Annotated in this window: 24 protein-coding genes; 16 read left to right on the top strand and 8 right to left on the bottom strand. The window is 72.8% G+C overall.

Annotation, left to right across the window (positions count from 1 at the left end; all coding sequences use genetic code 11):
* Positions 1-38: 38 nt before the first annotated feature.
* Positions 39-1,370: an MFS transporter gene (locus tag AB0C27_RS43290; protein ID WP_357857575.1), complete on the top strand. Its 1,332-nt coding sequence runs from the start codon at positions 39-41 to the stop codon at positions 1,368-1,370.
* Here the strand turns inward: AB0C27_RS43290 and AB0C27_RS43295 are convergent.
* Positions 1,294-2,733, bottom strand: coding sequence for an LLM class flavin-dependent oxidoreductase (locus tag AB0C27_RS43295; RefSeq protein WP_357857578.1), 1,440 nt, complete (start codon positions 2,731-2,733; stop codon positions 1,294-1,296). The genes AB0C27_RS43290 and AB0C27_RS43295 overlap by 77 nt on opposite strands.
* Positions 2,734-2,823: 90 nt before the next feature.
* Between AB0C27_RS43295 and AB0C27_RS43300 the strand changes: the two genes are divergently transcribed.
* Both AB0C27_RS43300 and AB0C27_RS43305 read left to right on the top strand, forming a co-directional pair.
* Positions 2,824-3,297, top strand: a complete 474-nt coding sequence (locus AB0C27_RS43300; RefSeq protein WP_357857582.1) for a MarR family transcriptional regulator — start codon at positions 2,824-2,826, stop codon at positions 3,295-3,297.
* Positions 3,298-3,386: 89 nt separating this feature from the next.
* Entirely contained in the window at positions 3,387-3,671 is a 285-nt protein-coding gene (locus tag AB0C27_RS43305) for a hypothetical protein (RefSeq protein ID WP_357857585.1), read from the top strand.
* 92 nt (positions 3,672-3,763) lie between these two features.
* Here the strand turns inward: AB0C27_RS43305 and AB0C27_RS43310 are convergent, their stop codons facing one another.
* Positions 3,764-4,525, bottom strand: a complete 762-nt coding sequence (locus AB0C27_RS43310; RefSeq protein ID WP_357857588.1) for a helix-turn-helix transcriptional regulator — start codon at positions 4,523-4,525, stop codon at positions 3,764-3,766.
* Between the two features lie 112 nt (positions 4,526-4,637).
* Between AB0C27_RS43310 and AB0C27_RS43315 the strand changes: the two genes are divergently transcribed.
* From AB0C27_RS43315 to AB0C27_RS43350, 8 genes are all read left to right on the top strand, one after another.
* Complete coding sequence (locus AB0C27_RS43315) at positions 4,638-5,723, top strand: zinc-binding alcohol dehydrogenase family protein (protein WP_357857590.1); 1,086 nt, start codon at positions 4,638-4,640, stop codon at positions 5,721-5,723.
* A 105-nt stretch (positions 5,724-5,828) separates the two neighbouring features.
* Positions 5,829-6,605: a polyprenyl diphosphate synthase gene (gene uppS, locus AB0C27_RS43320; RefSeq protein ID WP_346113250.1), complete on the top strand. Its 777-nt coding sequence runs from the start codon at positions 5,829-5,831 to the stop codon at positions 6,603-6,605.
* A gap of 73 nt (positions 6,606-6,678) precedes the next feature.
* A complete protein-coding gene (locus AB0C27_RS43325; RefSeq protein ID WP_357857594.1) occupies positions 6,679-7,449 on the top strand; it encodes a GNAT family N-acetyltransferase in 771 nt (256 codons plus the stop codon).
* A gap of 122 nt (positions 7,450-7,571) precedes the next feature.
* A complete protein-coding gene (locus AB0C27_RS43330) occupies positions 7,572-8,456 on the top strand; it encodes a pentapeptide repeat-containing protein (RefSeq protein WP_357857597.1) in 885 nt (294 codons plus the stop codon).
* A gap of 161 nt (positions 8,457-8,617) precedes the next feature.
* Positions 8,618-9,514 carry an SMP-30/gluconolactonase/LRE family protein gene (locus AB0C27_RS43335; RefSeq protein WP_357857600.1) on the top strand — a complete coding sequence of 299 codons (897 nt, stop codon included), beginning with the start codon at positions 8,618-8,620 and terminating at the stop codon, positions 9,512-9,514.
* 82 nt (positions 9,515-9,596) lie between these two features.
* Positions 9,597-10,115 (top strand): FBP domain-containing protein, encoded by a 519-nt coding sequence (locus AB0C27_RS43340; protein ID WP_357857603.1) that lies wholly within the window; start codon positions 9,597-9,599, stop codon positions 10,113-10,115.
* A gap of 385 nt (positions 10,116-10,500) precedes the next feature.
* Complete coding sequence (locus AB0C27_RS43345) at positions 10,501-11,103, top strand: hypothetical protein (protein WP_357857606.1); 603 nt, start codon at positions 10,501-10,503, stop codon at positions 11,101-11,103.
* Entirely contained in the window at positions 11,100-11,594 is a 495-nt protein-coding gene (locus AB0C27_RS43350; RefSeq protein ID WP_357857609.1) for an OmpA family protein, read from the top strand. The genes AB0C27_RS43345 and AB0C27_RS43350 overlap by 4 nt, the downstream gene beginning before the upstream one ends.
* 55 nt (positions 11,595-11,649) lie before the next feature.
* Here the strand turns inward: AB0C27_RS43350 and AB0C27_RS43355 are convergent, their stop codons facing one another.
* From AB0C27_RS43355 to AB0C27_RS43375, 5 genes are all read right to left on the bottom strand, one after another.
* Entirely contained in the window at positions 11,650-12,216 is a 567-nt protein-coding gene (locus AB0C27_RS43355; RefSeq protein WP_357857612.1) for a TetR-like C-terminal domain-containing protein, read from the bottom strand.
* A gap of 10 nt (positions 12,217-12,226) precedes the next feature.
* Entirely contained in the window at positions 12,227-13,096 is an 870-nt protein-coding gene (locus AB0C27_RS43360) for a hypothetical protein (protein ID WP_357857615.1), read from the bottom strand.
* A gap of 42 nt (positions 13,097-13,138) precedes the next feature.
* A complete protein-coding gene (locus AB0C27_RS43365) occupies positions 13,139-13,327 on the bottom strand; it encodes a hypothetical protein (protein WP_357857618.1) in 189 nt (62 codons plus the stop codon).
* 106 nt (positions 13,328-13,433) lie between these two features.
* Positions 13,434-14,375: a sulfotransferase gene (locus AB0C27_RS43370; RefSeq protein ID WP_357857621.1), complete on the bottom strand. Its 942-nt coding sequence runs from the start codon at positions 14,373-14,375 to the stop codon at positions 13,434-13,436.
* 198 nt (positions 14,376-14,573) lie between these two features.
* A complete protein-coding gene (locus AB0C27_RS43375) occupies positions 14,574-15,734 on the bottom strand; it encodes a TetR family transcriptional regulator (protein WP_357857624.1) in 1,161 nt (386 codons plus the stop codon).
* A gap of 105 nt (positions 15,735-15,839) precedes the next feature.
* On the opposite strand from AB0C27_RS43375, the gene AB0C27_RS43380 reads away from it, so the two are divergent.
* Positions 15,840-17,051: a cytochrome P450 gene (locus AB0C27_RS43380; RefSeq protein WP_357857627.1), complete on the top strand. Its 1,212-nt coding sequence runs from the start codon at positions 15,840-15,842 to the stop codon at positions 17,049-17,051.
* Here AB0C27_RS43380 and AB0C27_RS43385 read toward each other — a convergent pair.
* Positions 17,048-17,806, bottom strand: coding sequence for an NAD(P)-dependent oxidoreductase (locus AB0C27_RS43385; protein ID WP_357857630.1), 759 nt, complete (start codon positions 17,804-17,806; stop codon positions 17,048-17,050). The two genes, AB0C27_RS43380 and AB0C27_RS43385, sit on opposite strands and share 4 nt — an antisense overlap.
* A gap of 263 nt (positions 17,807-18,069) precedes the next feature.
* Between AB0C27_RS43385 and AB0C27_RS43390 the strand changes: the two genes are divergently transcribed.
* The 4 genes from AB0C27_RS43390 to AB0C27_RS43405 all read left to right on the top strand — a co-directional run bounded on the left by AB0C27_RS43390 (position 18,070) and on the right by AB0C27_RS43405 (position 21,468).
* Complete coding sequence (locus AB0C27_RS43390; protein WP_357857633.1) at positions 18,070-18,864, top strand: putative protein N(5)-glutamine methyltransferase; 795 nt, start codon at positions 18,070-18,072, stop codon at positions 18,862-18,864.
* A gap of 52 nt (positions 18,865-18,916) precedes the next feature.
* Positions 18,917-19,945: a hypothetical protein gene (locus AB0C27_RS43395; protein WP_357857636.1), complete on the top strand. Its 1,029-nt coding sequence runs from the start codon at positions 18,917-18,919 to the stop codon at positions 19,943-19,945.
* A 60-nt stretch (positions 19,946-20,005) separates the two neighbouring features.
* On the top strand, positions 20,006-20,221 hold the full coding sequence (locus AB0C27_RS43400) for a hypothetical protein (RefSeq protein WP_357857639.1): 216 nt from the start codon (positions 20,006-20,008) through the stop codon (positions 20,219-20,221).
* Positions 20,222-20,376: 155 nt separating this feature from the next.
* Positions 20,377-21,468 carry an esterase-like activity of phytase family protein gene (locus AB0C27_RS43405; protein WP_357857642.1) on the top strand — a complete coding sequence of 364 codons (1,092 nt, stop codon included), beginning with the start codon at positions 20,377-20,379 and terminating at the stop codon, positions 21,466-21,468.
* Positions 21,469-21,498: the final 30 nt, after the last annotated feature.

The raw sequence follows: 21,498 nt of genomic DNA on the forward strand, positions 1-21,498 counted from the left end.
TTGCCTTCACATTGATGTGAAGGTTTCAGCATGGTCGCATGTTTGACGAGATCGCTGCCAGTTCGCGGAGACTGCCCTGGCCGGCGCTGCTGGCGTTGTTCGCGGCGGCGTTCACGGCCGTGATGACCGAGTTGCTGCCCGCCGGGCTGCTGCCGGGGATCGCGGGCGCGCTCGGGGTGACGGAGGGGCGCGCCGGGTTCCTGGTGACGGCGTACGCGGTGGCGTCGTTCGTGTCGGCCGTCCCCGTGACGGCGCTCCTGCGCGGATACAACCGGCGGCCCGTGCTGGTGGGGACGCTCGCCGGGTTCGCCCTGCTGAACGGGGTGACCGCGCTCTCCTCCTCCTACCCGCTCACCTTCGCGGCCCGGATCCTGGCCGGGGTCATGGGCGGTGTCCTGTGGGCCATGCTGGTCGGCTACGCGGCCCGGATGGTCCCCGAGGAGCGGCGGGGGCGGGCGATCGCGATCGTCTCGGCGGGCATCACGGTCGCGCTGTGCGCCGGGATCCCGGCCGGTGCGGCGCTGGCGGCGGTGGCCGGCTGGCGTGCGGCCTTCGGCTGCCTGGCCGTGGCGGCGCTCGTACTGATCGCGTGGGTGCTGTGGCGGGTGCCGGACTTCCCCGGCGAACCCGCCGCCGAGCGGGTGCCGCTGCGGCGGGTGGTCGTCATGCCCGGCGTGCGTACGGTGCTCGGCGTGACGTTGCTGACGTTGCTCGGCCACCAGGCGGTCTACACCTACCTGGCGCCGCTGGCACAGGCGTCGGGAGGCGGGCCCGCCGGCGTGGTGCTGCTGGTGTTCGGGGCCGGGACGGTGGCCGGGATCTGGCTGGTCGGCGCCGTCATCGACCGGTACGCGCGCCTCACCCTCATCACGGCACTGGCCGCCGTGGCGACGGCGATGACCCTGCTCGGGACGGCCGCCGGAGCGTCTGCCGGTTCGTCCGGCTGGGTGTCCGGCTGGGCTTCCGGCTTGGTGACGGGCTGGGTGCCAGGCGGGGCCGGTGGCGTGGTCCTGGCCGCCGCCGGGCTGTGGGGGGCGGCGTTCGGGGGCGTGCCGACGTTGCTGCAGACGGCGCTGGTGAACGCGGCCGGCGCCGCCAACGCCGACGTGGCCACCTCGCTGCAGACGACCGTCTACAACGCCGGCATCGCCGCTGGCTCGCTGGCCGGCGGGATGGTGCTGGAGGGCGCCGGGGCCGGGGCGCTGCCGTGGACGGCGTTCCCGGTGGTGGCGGCGGCCCTGGCGATCGTGGTGGCGGCGCACCGGCGCGCCTTCCCAGGACGGCCGGCGAGTGTCAGAGGCCGTGTCTGGCCAGCGGCTCGACCAGTTCGTGCTCCTCGTACGACAAATGCGACAGAAGGGTGTCGGTGAGCAGGTCCACCGCGGCGCGCAGTTCGTCCAGGCCCGACGGGTCGGTGACGAAGGCGACCAGGGCGCGGTCGACGCGTTCGAGGACCTTGTGGATGGCCTGGTGCTCCTCCCGGAGCCGGTCGAGCACCGGGGCGAGGCCGGGCTCCACGCGGCGCAGGTGCGGGAAGACCATGGCGTCCTCGGCCGAGTGGTGCATCGTGACCAGGCGGCAGTAGGACTCGCAGTAGGCGCCGAGCGTCCAGTTGTTCTGGCGCATGGTCATGGTGCTGATGTGGTCGCGGGCGGCGCCGGCGTCCAGCGTTCCCGCGGCGACCTGGCCGGCCAGGTCGCGCAGCCGGGCGAGTTCGGCGCGCAGGTGGTCGTGCACGTCGATCAGGTGCCGTCCGGCGGCCTGCTCCCTGGGGGTGTAGCGGCGATTCGGGTCGGGGGACGGCCCGGCGGGGCGGGTGGATTCGTCCCAGATCCGGACGGAGCTGAGCCGCACCCCGTCGTCCGGCGTCGGCACGGCGGCCAGCGGCGCCCCTCCCGCCCTCGCGGACGTCGGCGTCTTTCCCGGTTCTGCGGGCATCTGTGACCTTCCGGCTGAGGCGGGAGCGCGTTCGGAGGCGGCCTGAGCTTCGAACGCGGGGTCGCGCTCGGATGATGCGGGGCCGCGTTCCATCGATGCGGGGTCGCGTTCGAGTGATGCGGAGTCGCGTTCAAGTGTGGCAGGAGATCCGGCGGCGGCGGGGGAGCGCCCGGCGGCGACCAGTTCGCGGACGGCGGGAGCCGTCTCGGCGGCGAAGCGCTCGATGGCGCGCACGTCGCGGGCCATGAGGATGAAGCCGCTGACGCCGTGCTCCAGGGCGAGCTCGGCGAGCTGCCCGGGCTCCCGCTCGCGGTCCAGGTTGAGCAGGCGGCGGATGCCGGCGGGCGAGCGGCCCGCCTCGGCGGCAGCCTCGTCGATGACCGCGTTGCCCGCCCCGAGCTCGGCGAACGACCGGTAGCGCGGCAGCGACGGCAGCCAGCCGTCGGCGAGCCGGCCGGTCATGCGGAGCATGCGCGGCTGGTACGCCCCGAGCCAGATGCCCATGTCGTGCGCCGGGCGCGGTCCCCGCGGCGCGCCCTCCACCCGGTAGTGCTCACCGAGGTGCCGGATGCCGCCGGGCGCGTCGGTGTCCCAGGCGGCGCGGATGATCGCGATGCCCTCCTCCAGCGCGTCCACGGCCTGGCCGGGCGTCAGGCGCGGCGCGCCCATGGAGGCGATGGCGTCCCGGTAGCCGCCGGTGCCGAGGGCGAGCTCGAAGCGGCCGTGGCTGAGAATGTCCAGGCTGGCGGCGGCCTGGGCGAGCATGGCGGGCGGCCGGAGCGGCAGCGGGTGCACGCTCCTGTGGCCATAGTTGGTATCACGAACAATTGGGGATGCGAAGGAAAGTAGTTCGTTTCGCGAACTTTTGTCAACTAGACTCGGCTCGTGGTCACGACGAAAGAGCCGACGCTGTCCTTCACCTCCGCGCTCGTCCGGCTCGCGCACCTGGTGCAGCAGGTGTTCGGCGAGGTCAGCCGCGAACACGACCTGACCCCGCAGCAGACCCAGCTGCTCTGCCTCCTCGTGGGCGGGCCGGTGGGCATGGGCGAGCTGAGCCGTGCCCTGCACCTGGAGAAGTCGAGCCTGACCGGCCTCGTGGACCGGGCCGAGAAACGCGGGCTCGTCATGCGTACACGCTCCTCCCGCGACCGCCGCGCCTGTCTCATCGAGCTGACCGGCGAGGGGCGGCGGATGGGCGAGCTGGCGCACGAAGGGGTGGCGGCGCGGCTGGAGGCGCTGGCGGGCGACCTCCCGGCCGGCCACCGCGACCTGCTGGCCTCCGCCGTCGAAGCCCTCCTGGCCGAACACGCGGCTTCGGCACCCCGTTCCGGCCCGCGTTCCGGCCCGGAACGGGCGTGAAATCGTTTGCCTGCCGTCTGCCACGAACCCGGCCCGATCCGCGATCTCCGTGGATAGGGTGGGGTCCCATCCCCGCGAAGGACGGCGCCATGGCGGAAACGATCGAGGTACACACGAATGTCGAGGGTGAGGACCGGGCCGTCGACCTGGCGCACCACCTCCTCCGCACCGGGCTCGCCGTCTCGATCGACCTCGCGCCCGTCTCCGGCTCGGGGAGCGACGGCGGCGTTATGTGGAAGATCTCCGTCCTGACCACCGGTGACCGGCTGGCCGCCGTGGAGGAGGAGTTCGGCCGGGCGCACGGCGGCGCCGTGCCGTCGGTTCTCACGTTCCCGGGCGCCGGCGGTGGCGAGAGGCCCCTCGAACACCGCTGACGACGGAACCGGGCGCAATGCCCGCTGCACGAGACGGGACGCGGAGCCCGCCGCACGGGACGGGACTCGAAGCGGAGGCGCTCGGCCGGGCGTCAGCGCGGCGTGTAGACGGTCAGGCGGAGACCGGGGTCCTCGTTGGCCTGGAAGGTCGCGTAGTCGTACGCGCGCCCGCCCAGCACCTTGCCGCCCGCCCCGCCCCGCGCGACGTCGTGGCGTTCCCACCAGCGGCCGAACTCGGGCGAGCCGCGCCGCAGCCGGGCGGCCAGGCCGGTGAAGGCCGCGTCGGGCGCCCACAGATCGAAGGCGGCGCGGAACTGGGCGGTGGCGTGCCGCGCCTGCCCGGCCCAGCCGTCGCCCAACAGGTCGCGGGCCATCGGCGTGAGCAGCAGGTAGACCAGCACGTTCCGGTCGCCGGGCGGCAGCCGGTCGATTCCGGTGAACAGCTCGGCCGCGGCGGCGTTGACGGCCAGGACGTCCCAGCGGCGGCCGGTCAGGTAGGCGGGCCGGTCGAGGCTGTGCACCAGGCGGGCCGAGCCCTCCGGAGCCCGTTCCCTGGTGAACGCCGGCCGGGCCGTCTGGCGGGCCAGCGTGCGCAGATGGGCGTGCTCGGTCTCGTCGAGGCACAGCGCGCCGGCCAGCGCGTCGATCGTGGCGGGGGAGGGGGTCACGGCACGGCCCTGTTCGAGGCGTACGTACCAGTCGATGCCGATGTCCGCCAGCTCGGCCACCTCCTCCCTGCGCAGCCCCGCCGTACGGCGGCGCGGGCGCGGCGGCAGCCCCACCAGCTCGGGCGTCAGCCGTTCGCGCCTGGAGCGCAGGAACTCACCGAGCGCACGGCCGGCCGGTTCCGTCATGATCGCCGCCTTCCCGCAAGGTGGTATCGGCCCATCCCAGGACGATACCGGCCCTGGTTACGACGCCGGCCGACGGCCACGATGAAGCCCGCCGAGAGAGAGGGGCGCCACGATGATGAAGGCGGCTGTGCTGACGGAGTTCGGGTCACCGTTGTCGGTGGAGCGGGTGCCTGAGCCCGTGCTGGGCTCGGGCGAGGTGGTGGTGGACGTCGTGGCGGCGCCGGTGCTGCCGTACGCGGCCGAGGTGTTCACCGGAGCGCGGCGCTACCTGCTGACCCTGCCGGTGACACCCGGCGCAGGGGCGGTCGGCCGGGTCCGCGCGTGCGGGCCCGACGCCACGAAGCTCGCCCCGGGCGACTGGGTGCTGTGCGATCCGACCGTACGCGCCAGGGACGACGCGCTGACCCCGGACATCACCTTGCAGGGCCTGAGCGCGCGCGGCGAGGGCGGGCTGCTCCTGCAGCGGCACTTCGGCCAGGGCTCCTTCGCCGAGCGCGTGCTCATCCCCACGGAGAACGCCGTGCCGCTCGGCCCTGTCGACCCCGCCGAGGCGGGCCGCTGGAGCGCGTTGTGCCTGTGTCTCGTCCCGTACGGCGGGCTGCTCGCGGGCGAGCTCCAGCCGGGGGAGACGGTGCTGGTCAGCGGGGCGACGGGCAACTTCGGCGGCGCGGCGGTCGCGGTGGCGCTGGCCATGGGAGCCGCCCGCGTCATCGCTCCGGGCCGGAACGAGCGCGCGCTGGCCGCGCTGGAACGCCGGTTCGGCGAGCGGGTCGCCACCGTACGGCTCACCGGAGAGGCCGGCCAGGACAGCGAGCGCATGGCCGCGGCGGCGGGCGGCGCCCCCGTGGACCTCGTGCTCGACCTGCTCCCGCCCCAGGCGGGGACGGCTCCCGTCCGGGCCGCCGCCATGACCGTGCGCGAGCGCGGCCGGGTCGTGCTCATGGGCGGCGTGGGCATGCTGGGCGGAGACGACCTGGCGCTGCCGTACCCGTGGCTCATGCGCAACAGTGTCACGGTGCGCGGGCAGTGGATGTACCCGCGCGACGCCTCCGTACGGCTGGCCGCCCTGGCCCGGAGCGGGCTGCTCGACCTCGGCCGGTTCGACGTCACCGACTTCGCACTCGACGACGCGCCCGCGGCCGTGGTCCACGCCGCCGAGCACGCCGAGCCCTTCCACCTGACCGTGATCCGGCCCTGACCGTCATCCTCCCGATGACCGCGTCCCGGGGAGCCCGCGCGACCGGTTGAGCCGGAAATCGGGAAAGATCGGATTCCGGTCCGCCGGTGGGTCCATCCTTGAGGGATGCGGATGACCGACCTCCTTCACCCCCTCTACGCCCGGCGCCTGCGGCGGCAGGTCATGACCGGCCCCCTGCCCCGCCACGTCGGCCTCATCATCGACGGCAACCGGCGCTGGGCCAAGCGGATGGGCATGGCCAACCCCAGCATCGGCCACAAATACGGCGCCGAGCACATCACGCACGTCCTGTCGTGGTGCGAGGGCCTGGGCATCGACCACGTGACCGTGTTCCTCTGCTCGACGGAGAACCTGCAGCGCCGCGGCGACGAGGAGGTGGCCACGCTGCTGCGCGTCATCGAGCAGCTGGTGGCCGAGCACTTCGACCGTCCCGACGCCCGCTGGCAGGTTCACGTGGCGGGCATGCTCGACATGCTCCCCGACAGCACGGCCCGCGCGCTGAAGAGCGCCGTCGAGGCGACCCGCGACTGCGCCACCGGCTTCCATCTCACCCTGGCCATCGGGTACGGCGGCCGTCAGGAGGTCGTCGAGGCGCTGCGCGAGCTGCTGTACGAGCGGGCCGAGCAGGGCCAGTCGATGGTGGAGCTGGCCGCGGCGCTGACCGTGGACGACATCGCCCCCCACCTCTACACGGCCGGGCAGCCGGACCCCGATCTGGTCATCAGGACCAGCGGGGAGCAGCGCATGTCGAACTTCCTGCTCTGGCAGTCGGCCTACTCCGAGCTCTACTTCTGCGAGGCGTACTGGCCGGCGTTCCGCGAGATCGACTTCCTGCGCGCCCTGCGCAGCTTCTCCGCCCGGCAGCGGCGTTACGGCGGCTGACGCGCGGGCGGAGGCGGGCCTGAGCGGCGTAAACCGGTTGCCCGGTGGCAGGGGCGGCTGGTGAGGTGTGCGGATGAATCGTGACGAAGTACTGGCTGTGTTCGACAGGGAGCTGCGGCGCGAGGCCGCGCCCGAGGGCTCGGGCAGCGTGGTCGAGCGGGCCGGCGGCGTCGTGCGCATGGTCGGGCCTGAGCACGGCTGGAACGGCGTCCTGTGGTCCGGCCTCGGCGACGGCGACGCCGACGCGGCCATCGCCGAGCAGGTGCGCCACTTCGGGGCGCTGGGGCGGCCGTTCGAGTGGAAGCTGTACGCCCACGACCGGCCCGCCGACCTCGACCGCCGCCTCCTGGCCGCCGGCTTCGTCCCGGAACCGGCCGAGACGCTCATGGTGGCCGAGGCCGCCGGCATCGCCGGAGGTCCTGAGGCGGTGCCGGAGGGCGTGCGGCTGGTCCCCGTCACCGGTCAGGACGGCGTCGATCTGCTGGCCGACGTGCACGACCTCGCCTTCGGCGCCGTCCACGAGCACCTCAGGAAGGCCCTGCCGGCCCAGCTCGCCGCCGGGACCGTCATCGCCGTCGTCGCCATGGCCGGCGACACGCCCATCAGCGCGGCGCGCATGGACCTGCACCCGGGCACCGCGTTCGCGAGCCTGTGGGGCGGGGGCACCGTGCCCGGCTGGCGGGGGAAGGGCGTCTACCGGGCGCTCGTGGCCTATCGGGCCCGGGAGGCGGTCGCGCGCGGGTACCGCTACCTCCAGGTGGACGCCTCCGACCAGAGCCGGCCGATCCTGGAGCGGCTGGGGTTCGCGCCGCTGACCACGACGACGCCGTACGTCCATCCGTGAGGCCGTACGTCCATCCGTGAGTACGCTGATGTCCGTGAGTACGCTGATGAACGCCCCCGCCCAGCGCCCGTGAGTACGCTGGTGGACCGCCTTAGCTCAGCACCCGTGAGGAGACCAGCGCGTTGCCCGCAACCCATCCGCGTGAGCTCGGCCTGACCGCCGGCTGCGAGAACTGCTTCGGGCTGTGCTGCGTCGCGCTGCCGTTCTCGGCCTCGGCCGACTTCGCCGTGGACAAGGAGGCCGGGCAGCCCTGCCACAACCTGCGCGGCGACTTCCGCTGCTCTATCCACGACCGGCTCAGGGACCGCGGGTTCCCCGGCTGCACCGTGTTCGACTGCTTCGGCGCCGGCCAGAAGGTCTCGCAGGTCACGTTCGAGGGACGGAGCTGGCGCGAGGCGCCGGAGACGGCCGCGCGGATGTACGCGGTGTTCCCGGTCATGCGGCAGTTGCACGAGCTGCTGTGGTACCTGGCGGAGGCGCTGACCCTGGAGGCGGCCGAGCCGATCCACGTCGCGTTGCGCCAGGCATTCGACGAGACCGAGCGGCTCACCAGGGAGCCGGCCGGCGCCCTGGAACGGCTCGACGTGGCCGCCCACCGGGCCGGGGTCAACGAGCTGCTGCTGCGTACGAGTGAGCTGGCGCGCGCCAGGCTCAAGGGCGTGGAACGGCGCGGGGCCGACCTCATCGGCGCCCGCCTGCGGGGAGCCCGGCTGAGGGGCGCCAACCTGCGCGGGGCGTACCTGATCGGGGCCGATCTGCGGGGCGCCGACCTGCGGCGGGCCGACCTGATCGGCGCGGATCTGCGCGGTGCCGACCTGTCGGGCGCCGACCTCACCGGCGCCGTCTTCCTCACCCAGGCCCAGCTCAACGCGGCCAGGGGCGACGCCGCCACCCGCCTGCCCGCCACGCTCACCCGCCCCGGGCACTGGGCGGAGGAAACGAGCGACCCGGCCTCGTCCCACCGCCCCCGTCCGGCCCGGCGCTCATCACGAGGCCGCCGCCGCTGACCGGCCCCGCACCGGCCGTCTAACCGGCGCCTGCACCCCACCCTGCACCGGCCCGCCCGCCGGTACTCGCACCGCCCTCGCGTCCGGTCGCGGCTACAACTCGCCGGATGGTTCGGTCAGCCGGGCCGCGCGGTGCGGAAGTGGCGGCTGCGCATAAGGTCATGATCTGTACCTATGCCATCGCCAAGGAGGGCGGCATGACCATCACCGCGCACCCCGTCACCGACCCCGTCGCCGAGCACGGTGAAGGACCCGTGTGGTCCGGCCGCTGGGGCCTGCGGTGGGTGGACATGATGGCCGGCGACGTGCTGCAGCTCGGCGACGACGGGAACGTACGCCGCCGCCACGTCGGCACCGTGGCCGCCGTCGTACGCCCGCGCGTGAACGCCGGTTACGTCGTCGCCGCCGAGCGCGAGCTGCTGCTGGCCGACTCCGACGACCTGGACGCCCCGCTGCGCTCCCTCGGCGAGGCCTTCAGCGACCCGTCGATCCGGATGAACGAAGGCGGCTGCGACCCCGACGGCCGCTTCTACATCGGCACCATGGCCTACGACGCGGGCCCTGGCCGCGGCTCGCTCTACGTGGCGGGCCCCGGCGGCGAGCTGAGCGTGGTGCTGGCCGGGACGACGATCTCCAACGGGTTCGGCTTCAGCCCGGACGGGCGGCGGGCCTACTATGCCGACACCGGGGTCGGGCGCGTGGACGTGCTCGACTACGACCCCGAGACCGGATTGAGCGGGCGGCGGCCGTTCGCCGTCGTGGACCCAGCCCAGGGCGGCCCCGACGGCCTGACGGTGGACGCCGAGGGCGGCGTGTGGGTGGCGTTGTGGCAGGGCGGGGCGGTGCACAGGTACGACGCGGACGGGCGGCTCGACGCAGTCATCAGCCTGCCGGTACGCAAGGTCACGGCGGTCGCGTTCGGCGGCGAGAACCTCGACCGGTTGTTCATCACCACCTCGGCCCTCGACGTGGACCGCGCGGAGCAACCGCTGGCCGGCAGCCTGTTCACGGCCGAGCCCGGCGTACGCGGCCTGCCGGTGCTGCCCGCCGCCCTCTGATCCCGCGTAAAAGATTTGCACCTCCATACCTAGGGTCTCTAGGTTTAAACTAGAGACCCTAGTCTATTGGAGGCGTTCCGTCATGACCCCCATCACCGAGGCCGGCATCCGCGCCGGCTTCGTCAACTGCTCCAAAGGCGAGGCCCGCCGCCTCGGCGTCCCCCGCGACCTGCTGCGCGCCCCCTGGCCCGATCTCGACTTCCTGGGCTGGCGGGATCCGGGGGCGCCCGAGCGCGCCTACCTGGTCGCCGAACGCGACGGCGGCACCGTGGGCGTGGCGCTGCGCCTGGCCCAGGGCGTGCGCAGGAGCGTCACCAAGACCACGCTCTGCTCGGTCTGCGTGACACCGCACACCGGCCCGGGCGTCGCCCTGTTCACCGCGCCCCGCGTCGGACCGGCCGGCCGCCAGGGCAACACGGTCGGCCTCTACATGTGCGCCGACCTGGACTGCTCGCTCTACATCCGGGACAAGAAGCAGACGGAACTGGGGGAGCGGTTCGAGTCGCTCACCGTCGGGGAGCGCGTCGCCAGGGCCGCCGCGAACCTGGACGCCTTCCTCGACCGCGTCCTCGACGGCACCCTCGCCGACACGCGCGGATAGGACGCCGGCAGGGGCGGCACCGGGCATCGGGGATGTGTTTGGCGGGGGGCGACGCTCAGCGCGCGCCCGCGGACGGGAAGGGCCGTCGCGGCGTCAGCCGGCTCCGCTCCACCCGCGGCCGCTCACAGACGGACGGCGGGCGGCGGGGCACCGGCGTGAACGTCGCCCATGACTTGGACCGTCCGTCCACCCCTGCCGGTTCCATCGAGAGCCGAAACCATGACAGGCGGCCGGCCCTCGCCATCGAGCCCCGCCCAGAAAAGGCGCACCAGGGGGAAGGCCCTGCCAAGGGAAAAGTACGCTCCCGGAGGCGGTATTTGTCCTTCGACCCGCCGGTCCGGCCCTTCCTACTCTGATGTCAGGCCGACGGTGGGGGGAGGGTGTCATGCGAGCTCGTACGTGGACCGCCGTGGCGGTGCTGCCACTGGCGCTTACGGCCTGCTCCGCAGCCGGGATCGATCGTGCCACCCCGTCCGCGATCGACCCCGCCCCCACCTCGGCCCCTGCACCGGGCCGTGAGCCCGCCGACCGGCCACCGACGACCGGCCCCTCGGCCGGCAGTCCAGCGGCGGACTCCTCGGACGGGAGGCCGGGGGATGGCGCCGAGCCGGTGGCCAGGGCCACATTCAAGGCCGGGACGGCGGGCAGCGCGGAGATCGCGGTGATCGCGCTACGACGCCGCGGCAGACTACTCGACCTGGTGCTGTCGATCACCGCGCGTTCGCAGGGGGCGGGTTACGTCTCGGCCCAGGAGTTCACCGGCGCCGGCCCTTCGGCGATCACTCTGGTGGACAACGTCCGGCTCAAGCGGTACCTGATCGTGCGGGACTCGGACAACCGGCCGCTGCAGCCGCCGAACTGGATCGTCAAGACAGGCGAGCCCAGCGTGCGGACCTACACCTTCCCGGCCCCGGGACCCGAGGTGACCGCGCTCGACGTGAGCATCGGAAGCGAACCGCCCTTCCGCGACGTGCCGGTGACACCATGAATCCTCTCGCCCTGGCCCTGGCGACCGCACTCCTGAGCCCGCCGGCCGAGGTGCCTGAGGAGAATCTGCGGGCCGCGGTGCTCGACCTGGCACTCACCGTTCAGCCGCTGCGGACCGAGACCGCCGAGGGGAGCGGGCGCAGGATCACGATCTCGTCGGACGTGCTGTTCGGCTTCGACCAGGCCACGCTGACGCCGCTCGCCGTCCGCCACCTGGCCGCCGTCGCCGCCCGCCTGCGTACGGCCACCGGCACCGTACGCGTGGACGGCCACACCGACGCGCTCGGCACCACCGCGTACAACCTGGGCCTGTCCAGGCGCCGCGCACTGAGCGTCAAGCGGGAGCTGGATCGCGTCCTCGCCGGCCGGCCGCGCGTCGTCGCGGCGGGCCACGGCGAGTCCGACCCGGTCGCCCCCAACACGGAAGGAGGCGCGGACAACCCGTCCGGCCGGGCCGAGAACCGCCGCGTGGTGATCCACTTCACCGGCTGAACCCCTGTGAACCGGGTGGATCCCCGTGAACCGGCTGGATCCCCGTGAACCGGCGTTACCGCCGATTGGCGGCTTGCAGGGCGAGAAGCCGGTCGACCAGTGCCCTGGCGTGGTCGTGGCCGATGGGGCGGTTGAAGAAGAACGCGTGGTAGTACAGCGGCGCGATCACCACCTCCATCAGTTCCAGGAGGGTGGGTGGCCGCTCGCCGCGGGCGGCCGCGCGTTCGAGCATGGCTTGCAGGTCGGCCGCGCGTTCGATCATGTAAGTGTCGCCGTCGGGGCCTCGCGAGCCGACCATGGCGGCGCGCAGGAAGAGGGTGCCCAGCGGGCCGGCCACGCCGTCGGCGAGGTTGACGGCATAGGCCTCCAGGTCGCCACGGAGAGTCCCGGTGTCGGGCACCGGCGACCCTTGTGCCAGTTGCTCGGTGACGACGTCGTTGATCAGGTCGTTGACCGTGCCCCAGCGCCGGTAGAGCGTCGCCTGGTGCACCCCGGACAGCTCAGCGACCCGGGACAGGCTCAGCTCGTCCCAGTCCTCCTCGCGCAGGAGGTCGACGACTGCCTGGTGAACAGCGGCCCGAACCCTGGCGCTGCGGCCCCCCGGCCTGCGTGCTCGCTCCATGCCGGCCAACCTAACGCGAAGTGGAGTGCATTAGGCTCGCGAGCATGTTGAGCAGGACGATTCCGTCAGTCCCGCACCACGGTGTCCAGGAACAGCTTGCGGTAGCGGGCACCGTCCACGCCCAGCGCCACAGCATCTTCAGCGCGTATCCGGCCGGGGTGGAGCCGCTCACCCAGGTGCCGTGGCCGAAGGCCCAGCGCGCGACCGGGTTGTGCGCCATCATGGCGCCGATGACCGTGTCGGCCTCGGGATGGCGCAGGGCCGTACGGGCGGCTACATGGTCGCCGCCCAGGTACGCGGCGATCGCCGCGCCCATGTCGTAGACGCCGTCGAAGGCGATCAGTGCCTTGATGCGGGGCTCGAACGCCGCCGCGCGCGGGGCGAGCAGTCCGCCCATGCTCACGCCGAGCAGCGCCACCCGATCGGGGTCGATGTCGTACGGGGAGGCGTGGAGCCAGTCCAGAACCGGGGTGACGACGGGCTCCCAGCCGGGCCGCAGGTGCATCCCGGCGCGCATCGCCGCCGGCTGGCCGGGGCCGTCGAAGACCAGGACGTTGAAGCCCCGCTCATGCAGCGCGGCGGCGGCGAAGAAGTGCATCTCCTCGGCGCTGCCGTCGAAGCCGTTGTGCATGATCACCGTCGCGCCCCGGGTGCCGCGGTAGAAGTAGCCCTTGAGGGCGGCCGGCTCGTAGGGGATCTGGATCGGCTCGATGTGCTCCACGAGCTTGGCGTACGCGCGGAAGCAGGTGGCCTGGCGGGTGTAGGCGGCGTCGATGCGCGGGTCGCCGGGATCGCCGTGCAGGAAGAACCCGGCGGAGCAGTAGTGGTTCGAGGCGCGCAGGAAGCCGTCCCTGGCGCTGACCGGGTGGCCGCTGACCAATGCGGTGCGTGCCTCGGTCTCGACCCGATCGGCGGTGGCCGGTCATTGGTCGTGCCAGCTGTCGTAGTCGCCCTCGGTGATGCGCTGTGCGGTGGTGACCACCTCACCGAAGTCGGCGCCGCCGTAGGCGATGTGACCGAAGGAGCGCAGCGTCTCGTACCAGAAGGTGATGTCCTTTTCGAAGATTAAGGGGTGCGAGCGAAACTCCTTAACGCGAATCCGTTCGCCCAATATGGGACCGGCTTCGCTCTTAAAGCAAGTCGGTTCGCGTTAACGTCGCTGCAGGCAACCCGCACGGCGCCCAGGGGTACGCCGGGCCGGCGCCGCGACGAAGTCGTCAGTAGCCGAGCTCGTCGCGGACGTCGCTGAGCCGGTCGAGGACGCGGCGCCGGTCGTCGGCGGACAGCTGGTCGTCGCGATGGCGGACCGGACCGGTGTCGAAGCCCAGCATGGCCGGGTCGTCCGGCAGCCCCAGGCGATCGAGCAGGCGGAGCCGTTCGGCCGACCAGTCCGCCGCGGCGTCCTCCAGCCGCAGCTCGATGTAGCGCGGATCGGCCGCCAGTGCCGGCCGCTGATCCAGTAGCCGCCGGTACACGGGTTCCACCCAGCTGATGACGTCGTCGAGCGTGCGCGGCGCCCACGGCTGGTGCAGGTGCGAGGCGACGACCGACAGCGGATCCCTGATCATGTGTACGAACCGGGCCCCTGGATACAGCTCCCACAGGAACGGCACCGACAGCACGTTGAACGGTGTCTTCTCCACCCACGTCGTCTTGCCGGCGGCCACCGTCACCGGCTCGAACAGCGCGGACACGAAACGCCGCAGGATGGCCAGCAGCTCGCCCCGGTCGGCGAAGTAGCGACCGACGACACGCCGGTTCACCTTCGCCTCGCCCGGCAGGTGCCGCTCCTGATGCGGGCCCGGCGGCACCCGTTCGTGGAACTCGTACCAGGTGAGTGCGGCGAACAGCTCGTCCACGGCCGCCCAGTACCGGTCCGGCCCGAGCTCATCGACCAACCCCCACCCCCGGAACGCCTCCATCGACCGGCCAGAGACCCGCCGGCCGAGGAGGAAAGCGAGCCGCCGCAGCGCGTCGTCGGCCGCGTACGGTTCGTAGCCGACGGTCAGCACCCGCGCGGCATCCTCCAGCCCGCCGGGATCGACGATGAACCGGCTCTCCCAATGAATCGCGTGCACGTCACGGTGACTGCCGAGCACCTTGTTCATCCGGCTGGTGCCCGACCGCCCAGTGCCACCCACGAACACCGGCTCTCGCATACCCACGCCTCCACCCCCTTCGCAAAAAGGGACACACTAGCCTCCGTCTTCGGCCGGTCGTCAATCGTTTTTGTCCGGGGGTAGCGCTTATACGGCAACAACTCGGCGCTGGTCAACGAGGTCGCGGCGGCCATCAGGTCGGTCTACGGCTGGTCGGCCGTAAGCGTGGAGACCAACAGCTCACCATCACCGGCACCGTCAAGGCCGGTCGCGCTGGGAGGCCGCCGCGTGGCAGGCGCCGAAGCCTTCGGCGCGCAGGACGATTCGCCCTGAACGGACCCGGATCGCGACCTCCGTCATGTCCCCCGGCTCGGCGACTCCGGCCGCCGCCGCCAGCGCGCCCGACTCGTCGTACACGATCCGCAGCCGGGGCCAGGCCGGTTTCGGGAACGCCTGCCGCAAGCACGTGCCGACCTCCGCGACCACCAACCGGGCCAGCGGCAGCACCTCAGCAGGTGTACGGGTCACGACCACGGCGGTGACCTCGGCCCCGGGCGGCGCGGCGCGTACCGCCTCTTCGGCCGCCGAGAGCCGGTGCACCCCGAGCACCGCCACCACCCCGTCACGCCCGAGCCGCGCCGCGCCGCCGTCCGCGCGGCCGTCCGCGTCGCCATCCACCCCGCCGTCCGCCGTCCCGTCCGAGGCCCCGCTCGCAGCCCCGCCCGCAGCCCCATCCATTGGGTCCCGGATGATCGGCGGCGACCAGGGCTCGTCGGTCTCCCGCACGTCCGGGATAACGGGCGCGACCGTCCAGCGGTCGTCCAGGTCGAGATCGGCCAGTCGCTCGCACACCCGGATCACGTCGAACGAGTCGACGAACCCGGGCGCCGCCGCCGCGAGCTGCCCCGCCCCCTGCAGCACCGTGAGCGCCGCCCCGGCCAGCCGCACCAGCCGCCCGTCCGGCTCCTTCGGCGGACGCAGCCGCTCCATGGACAGCCCCAGCAGGATCGCGTTGAGCCGCATGAGCTCGGCGAACGGCTTGTGCAGGGTCTCGTCGGCGAGGATCTCGGGCATCAGGTCGGCCCCGAGCCTGCTGGGCGCGTGGCGGTCCTCGGTCATCAGCGGCAGCCGGGTCACCCAGGCCCGCGCCACCTCCCCGAGCGCCTCGCGGACCGTGAGCGCCGGCTCCTCGGCCAGGATCACCGGGGCGCGCTCGGCCAGGTCGGCGAGGACGGCGAAGTAGAGCGCCCGTTTGCCGGGAAAGTTCGAGTACACCGCCCCGCGCGTCAGCTCGGCCCGGTCGGCGATCTCGTCGATCTTGGCATCCCTGAATCCGCGTTCGGCGAACTCCTGCCTGGCCGCTTCCAGCACTTTCGCGCGATTGCGTTCCTGGGCCTCCGCCCTCGTGAGCCGGGCCAACCATCCTCCACTCGTTGCCGTCCGCTCCCGAACCAAGATACCGTGAGCATTCAGATGATGAGATCATCCGAAAACTCAGATCATGTGAAAGTGGAGGGCAAGGTCATGACCGAAGTGCCGGAGATCGACCTCACCGACCCGGCGGTGCTGGCGGACCCGTTCGCGGCATACGCGCCGGTCAGGGAGAAATCACCGGTCGTGCGGCTGGTGGCGCCCGGGCTCGGGCCGTTCTGGGCCGTGACGCGGCACGAGGAGGCCCGCGCGATGCTCGCCGACCCGCGCATGGAGATCCACAGCGATAGCTTCATGCGCCCCGACGTGCCCGAGCACTGCCTGCGCTACATGCGCACCATGTCCGAGATGAACGGCCCCGAGCACTCCCGCCTGCGCCGCCTGGTCGCGCCCGCGTTCACGCCGCGCCGGGCGGCCGAGTTCGCGCCGCGCATCGAGGAGATCGTCGTCGGCCTGCTGGACGAATTGCCCCAGGACGAGCCGGTCGATCTGCTGGCCCGCTTCGCCAGGCCGCTGCCGATGGAGGTCGTCTGCGAGCTGGTCGGCATCCCCGCCGTCGGCCGCCCGGCCTGGCGCGAGTACGGCGCCGCCATCGCCGCGGGCCACGGCGAGAAGTTCGCCCAGGCCATCCCGGCCATCATGGAGGACGCCAAGTCGGCCATCGCCGGGGTGCGGGCCGAGCCGCGCGGAGACCTGCTCTCCGACCTGGCCCGCATCAACGAGGAGGACGGCGACCGGCTGTCCGACGAGGAGCTCGTCACCATGGTGTGGCTGCTGGTGCTGGCCGGCCAGACGCCGACGAACCTCATCGCCAACGCCGTCGCGGCCCTGCTCGCCCACCCCGCCCAGCTCGCCGCGCTGCGCGCCGACCCCGGGCTCATGCCGCGCGCCGTCGAGGAGCTGGCCCGCTGGTGCACCCCGCAGCCGATGACCGTTCCCCGCTTCCCGTCGGAAGATGTGGAGATCGGTGGCGTACGCATCCCGAAGGGGGAGCGCGTCACCGCCTCGATCCTCTCCGCGAGCCGGGACGAGCGGGTGTTCGACGACCCCGGCGCCCTCGACATCACCAGGGAGCCGGGGCCGCATCTTGCCTTCGGGCACGGACCGCACTTCTGCGTCGGGGCGTCGCTGGCCCGCGTGCAGACCGGAATCGCGCTCGGGGCCCTGCTGCGCCGCTTCCCCCGCCTGGAGCTCGCCGGCGAGGCCGCGTATCTGCCCGACCCGGGCACCCTGCGCCTGGCCTCCCTGCCCGTCACCCTGCACCCGGCCGAGTCGGCTGAAGGGCCGGCTGAAGGTCCGGCCTAAGGGGCGTCCTCGCCGACGAACATGCGGCAGATCGGCACCGTGGGCGGCCCGGCCGTGGCCGCGTACGGCTCGCTGTCGTCACGTGGCTCGTAGCCGAGCTTCATGGCCGAGGTGATGTCCCAATGGCGCCGCGTGTTGGCCGACATGCCGAAGTGCGCGCTCCACCCGGGGCCGGCTCTCAGCGCGGCCAGCATCAGCGCGCCCACGTCGCGGTCCGACAGCCACACACCGAGATAGCGCCGCTCTGACAGGGGGTAGCCGGTCGTGCCGAGGCGCAGGCAGACCACCGAGGCGCCGGTTTGATCCGCGTGCAGCCGGCCGAGCGACTCGACGACGAGCTTGCTCAGCCCGTACGAGCAGCAGGGACGCGGCTCCCACCCGGGGCCCACCGGGCGGTGCTCGGGCCGGTTGTACTCGCCCATCACGTGGACCGTACTGGCCAGGACCACGCGCGGGACGGCATGCGTCGCGGCGGCGTCGAGGACACGCCTGGTGAGGGCCACGTTGGCGTGGTAGACCTCCTCCCAGCGGGCATCCGTCCTGGGATCGGCCGCCAGGTGCACCACCGCCGACGCCCCGGCCAGCGCCTCCTCGGCCAGCCCCGGCTCGGCCAGGTCGCCGGCCACGACCTCCTCGCCCGGTGACACCGCACCGGTCACCCGGTCGACGATCCGCAGCGGATACTTCTTCAGCAGCGCCGGCCGCACCAGCCGGCCCACCCGCCCGAACCCGCCCGTCACCACAACCGGCCCCATGCCACGCCTTCCTCTCCTCTCCCCGACCGTACGCCGCCCTCCGGCCCCTGACCACTTCCTCCCCGCGCTGTGAACGTCGGGTCGCGGCCCCGGCCAGGACGTGAGAACGGTTCTGATACTGTGACGGTCGTTCGACGAGATCGGCCCTAGGAGGTGAGCCCCATCAACGCTGTGTCAGGCTGGGTGCTCCCTTCCATCAGCCAGCCGGCCCACCGGGACTGAGGTGGCCGCGGGAGCGCCCATCGGCGTTCCGAAAGGCATTCATGTCGGTTTTTTCGTCATCTACCACTACCGCTGAGATCGTCCTGCGGCTCCGGGCCGCCGGGTGCGTGTTCGCCGAGGACGAGGCCGCGCTGCTCGTCTCCACCGCCCCCACCCCCGACGCCCTGGCCGCCATGGTCGCGCGCCGCGTCGGCGGTGAGCCGCTCGAACACGTCCTGGGCTGGGCGGAGTTCTGCGGCCTGCGGGTGGCCGTGGCGCCCGGGGTGTTCGTGCCCCGGCCGCGTACCGCGTTCCTCATCGAGCAGGCGGTCGCGCTGGGGCGCCAGGTCGCGGGGGCGGCGGTGGTCCTGGACATGTGCTGCGGGACCGGCGCGATGGGCGCGGCGGTGGCGGCCGGCCTCGACCGGGCCGAGGTGCACGCCGCCGACCTCGACCCCGCCGCCGTGGGCTGCGCCCGCCGCAACCTGCCCGGCGCGTACGTCTACCAGGGCGACCTGTACGACCCCCTGCCCGTCACCCTGCGCGGCCGGGTGCACGTCCTCATCGCCAGCCCTCCCTACGTGCCGACGGAGTCGATGGGCCTGCTGCCACCCGAGGCCCGGCTGCACGAGCCGCTGATGGCGCTCGACGGCGGCCCCGACGGGCTCGACGTGGTGCGCCGGGTGATCGCCGGAGCCCCCGGCTGGCTCGCCCCGGGCGGCCACCTGCTGGTGGAGACGAGCGAACGCCAGGCGGAGGCCACGGCGGGCGTGGTGGCGGCGGCCGGGCTGGACGCCCGCGTGACGACCTCGGACGAACTCGACGCCACCGCGATCATCGGCACGCGCCCTTCCTGATCTCCCGCTGATCGGCGATCATCGTCTCGAAGCCGGACGAAGGAGACATCGGGTGCCGACCTCAGCGATGGCCGTCGCCGTGCTCGCCGGCCTGCTCGCCACCCTGCTTGCCGGCCCGCTCGCCGGAACGGGAGCTCCCACGGCGGCCGCGACCACGACCCCGGCAGGGGCGGTCACCATCCCGGCGGCGGTCTCGGCGGGGACGGTCCCGGCCGCGATGGCGGACGACTACTGGGTGGTCGGAGGGGATCAGACCGGCAGGCGGCTGACGGCCTACGATCCCGCCGTCGCCGACTGGAACACCGCCCAGGCCGTGAAATGGACCTGGCAGCCCACCGTGACCCCCGCCGGCTTCAGCGCCGACGAGGTCTCGGCGTTCGGGCTGATCGCCGACTTCAAGCTGCGCCGCCGCCCGTCCGGCGCGCAGAGCTTCGTGGTGGCGGCCGGCGGCAGCAGGGGCGTGGCCGCCGTCGTCTCCTACCCGGGCGGCACCCGGCAGTGGGCGCGCGTCCTGCCCGGCAACCTGCACGCCGCCGAGCTGCTGCCCGACGGCAACGTCGCGGTGGCCGCCTCCACCGGGGGCTGGGTCAGGGTGTACGCCTCCTCGCAGGGCCCGAGCGCGGCCACGTACGCGGAGTTCCGGCTGCCCGACGCCCACGCCGCGCTCTGGGACCCGGCCGTCAGGCGGCTGTGGGTCATCGGCCGCGACCCGTCTCCGACGACCGGCACATCCTCACCGCGCTCGCGGTCGAGGGCACCCCCGCCGCCCCGGCGCTGCGTGAGGACACCGGACGCCGGGCCGAGCTGCCCACGGGCGGCGGCCACGACGTGTACGCCCACCCGCTCGACCCGGGCAACCTCTGGCTCACCACCGGCTCGGCCGCTTACCTGTACGACAAGACCGCGAAGACCTTCACCCCAGCCCCCGCAGGAGCGAACAGGAACGCCGTCAAGTCCATCGGCAGCCAGCCGTCCGGCCAGATCGTCCAGACGCGGGCCGACTCCGCCAAGTCGCCGCCAGGAGCGTGCACTGCCAGCACCTGGTGCACCGACACCGTGGACTTCTTCGCGCCCGCCATGACCCGCAGGCGCACCGGCGCGGGCATGGGGCGCCCGTTCCAGGATCGACGCGAACGGGTCGGTGAATGCCCTGGCGGCGGCCGGACGGGCGGACGGCGGCCTGCACGTCCAGACCGTCGTGCCCGGCTCCGGCGTCTGGGACCGCACGCGCGCGCCGGCGGGAACGTGGGACCCGTCCGCGACGAAGATCGACGCCAACGGCAGCGTCCTCGACGTCTCAGCGGCCGGGCTGAGCGACGGCGCCGTGCACCTCGTCACGCTGCCCGACATCGCTTAACGGATTCGCCCCTTTTACAGCGGGGCATGCGGATGTCCGTTCGTGGACTTCGCCGCCGAACCGCGCTTTCATATGCTCCGTCGAATTTCATGACGGAGGATCAAATGGCTCGTTCGCGGAAAATTCTACACCTCGCCCTCGTATTCACGGCGGCGATGGCCGCCGCCCCGCCGGCGGCGGCGGAGCGGCGCGAGCCGGTACGGATCACCCGTTTCCTCGGGGAGCAGCGGATCCCGTACATGGAGCGCTTCGAGGACACCGTCGTGGGCGGCCTGTCCGGCATCGACCGCGACCCGCGCACCGGGACGTGGTACTTCGTCTCCGACGACCGCCGGCGCTACAACCCCGCCCGCTTCTACACCGGAGAGCTGGACATCGACCGGGTGACCGGCGCGTTCACCGGCGTCCGGGTGACGGGGGTGGCCACGCTGACCCGGCGCGACGGCACACCTTACCCGGGCTACGGCAACCCGGAGGCGGCCGACCCCGAGTCGATCAGGTTCGACCGGTGGAGCGGGCGGCTGCTGTGGGGCGACGAGGGCGACCGGCCCGACACGGCGAATCCCGATATTCCTATTTCGCGCGCCGCAATACGCGGAATGGACCTGAACGGGCGGCACACGGGAGAAATGCGGACCCCGCCGAATTTGCGCCTGACGACCACGGAAAACGGGCCTCGACGCAATTTCGGTTTCGAAGGACTGGCCGTCACGGCACGTTCCGTCACCGCCGTGACGGAAGGCCCGCGCTACGAGGACGGCCCCGTCCCGACCGCAGAGCGCGGCGCGGTGACGCGGCTGACCGTGTGGAACCGCGGCGGCGAGGTACGCGGCCAGTACGCTTACCCGCTCGACCGCCTGCCCGCCGCCCCCAACCCGCCCTCCGGGCACACCGACAGCGGCGTCTCGGAGATCCTGGCCATCGACGAGTTCCGCTACCTCGCCCTCGAACGCGCCTGGATCCAGGGCGTCGGCTACCGGGTCAGGCTGTACGAGATCGACCTGCGCGGCGCCACGAACGTCCTCGACCGCGACGCCCTGCCCCGGAGCGGCTCCTACCGGCCGGTGACCAAGCGCCTGGTCCAGGACCTGGGCGAGTTCCGTCCCCCCGTACAGAACCTGGAGAGCCTGGCCTGGGGCCCGCGGCTGCGCGGCGGCGAGTGCACGCTGGTGATCGGCTCGGACGACAACTTCGATCAGCGGGAGATGACGCTCATGATGGCGTTCGCCGTCACGGGTTGCCGCTGACGACGGCGATCACCACGAACCGGGAGTGAT

Origin of the sequence: Nonomuraea sp. NPDC048882, from assembly GCF_040649755.1 — a bacterium.
In the GTDB taxonomy this organism is placed as follows: domain Bacteria; phylum Actinomycetota; class Actinomycetes; order Streptosporangiales; family Streptosporangiaceae; genus Nonomuraea; species Nonomuraea maheshkhaliensis.

Excerpts from the sequence above, each read along its gene's own strand:
- AB0C27_RS43390 (WP_357857633.1), top strand. The coding sequence starts at position 18,070 with ATGTCGGTTTTTTCGTCATCTACCACTACCGCTGAGATCGTCCTGCGG.
- AB0C27_RS43325 (WP_357857594.1), top strand. The coding sequence starts at position 6,679 with ATGAATCGTGACGAAGTACTGGCTGTGTTCGACAGGGAGCTGCGGCGC.
- AB0C27_RS43355 (WP_357857612.1), bottom strand. The coding sequence starts at position 12,216 with ATGGAGCGAGCACGCAGGCCGGGGGGCCGCAGCGCCAGGGTTCGGGCC.
- AB0C27_RS43305 (WP_357857585.1), top strand. The coding sequence starts at position 3,387 with ATGGCGGAAACGATCGAGGTACACACGAATGTCGAGGGTGAGGACCGG.
- AB0C27_RS43370 (WP_357857621.1), bottom strand. The coding sequence starts at position 14,375 with ATGCGAGAGCCGGTGTTCGTGGGTGGCACTGGGCGGTCGGGCACCAGC.
- AB0C27_RS43315 (WP_357857590.1), top strand. The coding sequence starts at position 4,638 with ATGATGAAGGCGGCTGTGCTGACGGAGTTCGGGTCACCGTTGTCGGTG.
- AB0C27_RS43290 (WP_357857575.1), top strand. The coding sequence starts at position 39 with ATGTTTGACGAGATCGCTGCCAGTTCGCGGAGACTGCCCTGGCCGGCG.
- AB0C27_RS43340 (WP_357857603.1), top strand. The coding sequence starts at position 9,597 with ATGACCCCCATCACCGAGGCCGGCATCCGCGCCGGCTTCGTCAACTGC.
- uppS (WP_346113250.1), top strand. The coding sequence starts at position 5,829 with ATGCGGATGACCGACCTCCTTCACCCCCTCTACGCCCGGCGCCTGCGG.
- AB0C27_RS43385 (WP_357857630.1), bottom strand. The coding sequence starts at position 17,806 with ATGGGGCCGGTTGTGGTGACGGGCGGGTTCGGGCGGGTGGGCCGGCTG.
- AB0C27_RS43345 (WP_357857606.1), top strand. The coding sequence starts at position 10,501 with ATGCGAGCTCGTACGTGGACCGCCGTGGCGGTGCTGCCACTGGCGCTT.
- AB0C27_RS43350 (WP_357857609.1), top strand. The coding sequence starts at position 11,100 with ATGAATCCTCTCGCCCTGGCCCTGGCGACCGCACTCCTGAGCCCGCCG.
- AB0C27_RS43310 (WP_357857588.1), bottom strand. The coding sequence starts at position 4,525 with ATGACGGAACCGGCCGGCCGTGCGCTCGGTGAGTTCCTGCGCTCCAGG.
- AB0C27_RS43380 (WP_357857627.1), top strand. The coding sequence starts at position 15,840 with ATGACCGAAGTGCCGGAGATCGACCTCACCGACCCGGCGGTGCTGGCG.
- AB0C27_RS43335 (WP_357857600.1), top strand. The coding sequence starts at position 8,618 with ATGATCTGTACCTATGCCATCGCCAAGGAGGGCGGCATGACCATCACC.
- AB0C27_RS43405 (WP_357857642.1), top strand. The coding sequence starts at position 20,377 with ATGGCCGCCGCCCCGCCGGCGGCGGCGGAGCGGCGCGAGCCGGTACGG.